The organism is Paenibacillus koleovorans NBRC 103111, assembly GCF_004000845.1.
GTDB lineage: Bacteria > Bacillota > Bacilli > Paenibacillales > NBRC-103111 > Paenibacillus_AA > Paenibacillus_AA koleovorans.
The window spans coordinates 1-2,088 of the sequence record NZ_BIMA01000236.1 but is presented as its reverse complement, the minus strand read 5'-3'; the positions used below and the strand labels follow the sequence as shown (position 1 = coordinate 2,088).

Annotated in this window: 2 protein-coding genes; both read left to right on the top strand. The window is 51.5% G+C overall.

The genetic code is table 11. The features are described from left to right. The coding region (locus PKO02S_RS31930; RefSeq protein ID WP_127589318.1) for a sensor histidine kinase at window positions 1-799 on the top strand (799 nt) is incomplete at its 5' end. 36 nt (window positions 800-835) lie between these two features. Next, window positions 836-1,201 (top strand): sensor histidine kinase, encoded by a 366-nt coding sequence (locus PKO02S_RS31925; protein WP_127589316.1) that lies wholly within the window; start codon window positions 836-838, stop codon window positions 1,199-1,201. Window positions 1,202-2,088 lie beyond the last annotated feature (887 nt).

Here is a 2,088-nt window from a genome sequence, read left to right as displayed (position 1 = left end):
TATCATACTTAACGTTATTATTGTCGCTAGCAGGCTACTTGACCGGAGGGTTTTTGATCTAGTTGATGTGGCAGAAGTAGCGACTATATTTTTTGCAATGGCCTTACTCTTTCTCTTATTTAAACTCATGATTGAAGCCCGCAACGAAGCCATCAAGTCAACCCAACAATTCTACATCGACGACATCAACCGCATGTTTACCACCGTCCGCGGACAGCGGCATGACTTTATGAACCACGTGCAGATTATTTCCTCCATGCTTCGTATGAATCGGGTCGACGATGCGAAGCAGTATACAGGTGAATTAGTCGGTGAAACTTCGGAAATCAACGAGATCATGAGTATTGGAAATCCCGCTTTAGCAGCCCTGGTCCAAGCTAAAAGCTCGGTCGCTCTGACGCATAAGGTTCGCTTTGAATATAACATTTCCGGTGTTGGTAGCGTCATTTTCGGGCCCAAATCGATTGATCTGATCAAGGTGCTAGGAAATCTGCTAAATAACGCCTTCGATGAATCTATGAAGCTGCCGATCGATCAACGCGTTGTGGAGCTTGCTGGGCGGGTCGAAGACGAGCAATTGATTTTCAGTGTCTGGAACCGAGGAACATACATCGATGAAGGGATTCGAGCTCAACTGTTCCAGCCTGGCTTCAGCACCAAAGCCGGTCAGCACCAAGGCTTAGGCTTATCCATTGTGAAAGAGCGATTGGATTTCTACAGGGGATCCATTGAAGTAAACAGTAGTATAGAGGACGGTACCAAGTTCGTGGTGAGTATTCCGTGCAAAAAAATAAATTAGGGCTCAGATGGTGCGTTCGACTACAACTGTTCCGGAATGGAGCATTCCTCCCTCGGCCTCCAATCCATCGACATGGTCAAAATCATCGGCAACCTGCTGGACAACGCTTTCGACGAGTCGATTAAGCTCCCTCAGGACCAGCGCGTCGTAGAGTTGGAGTGTCACACAGAGCAGAACCGCTTCGTAGCTGTCATGGTGCGGAACCGTGGCACGTACATTTCTGACGAGGTACAAGCCAAGCTGTTCGAACCCGGATTCAGCACCAAAGCCGACGGTCACCAAGGACTTGGTCTCCCTATCGTCAAAGAGCGAATCGCCTTCTATCAAGGCACGATCCATGTACAGAGCAACCCCGAGGAGGGCACGTCGTTCCACATTCGAATCCCGCTGAAGAAACGCTAGGCGCCCTCATAACCGCTTACTTAACCCAAAAACCCGCAGTTGCCGGCGCCAAACCGGGTTGCGGGTTTCCTTCTCCTGCCGACCACTCCGTCATAAAGCAACCATCAAATACAGCATCCCCCACAGAAACCGCTTCACCGATGAGCTGAGCCTGCGCTTCTTCTTCACTGTATCCCCCTCCTCCCTACACTCATCCACCTTTTTTATGTATATGCAAAATAGTTTCCTTAGTGCAACTTTGGGAAGCCCATTGTTGGGGACGTCCCGCCTATGCGCAAGAAGTGAAGGCCAGCAGGAAGCAAAGCAAACGGTGCAAGAGATTGGCAGGAGAGGGTGCTGGATGCCGACAGGTGCAAGAGAGGTACAAGCAACTAACAAGATACCAACTTGAACTAACATGGGGGGCAGAGGCGAGCATAGGCAACCGCAGGAGGTCTGCTGCAACTGTACACGGTATAGGTAACCCGCAGGAGGTCAGAGGTAAGCGGTGCAGGCAACCAACATAAGGCAAGAGATGATGGAACCCAGCACAGGAGATAACCCCTCCCCTCACCGTCTCTCGCCGTATTTTCTGAAAAACCGTCCCCCGACGATCCATGATCGTCCCATTCCGACGCATTCCCGGCACCCGCTATACCCGCTTGTGGTGAAGAGCATTCTCGAGCGGCGCGTCGCCTGTACCCTCGCTCCCCAGTCCGAATAATTCGGACTACCGCGCGCCTCTCAGCCCGGCAACGCTCTGTAGTCCGAATCGGCCGAATTAGAGAGGCGTTTTCCAGAGCGTGCGTGCGAAACCGGCTCTGCAACTGGGAAAATTCGGACTAGAGACCGCTTCAACTTTCGCTCCCCCCCGCGCAGTCCGAATAAAGAGACTGTCGATTAATTCA

Bases quoted from the DNA above. Each gene is read 5' to 3' on its own strand.
- PKO02S_RS31925 (WP_127589316.1), top strand. From the start codon at position 836: ATGGAGCATTCCTCCCTCGGCCTCCAATCCATCGACATGGTCAAAATC.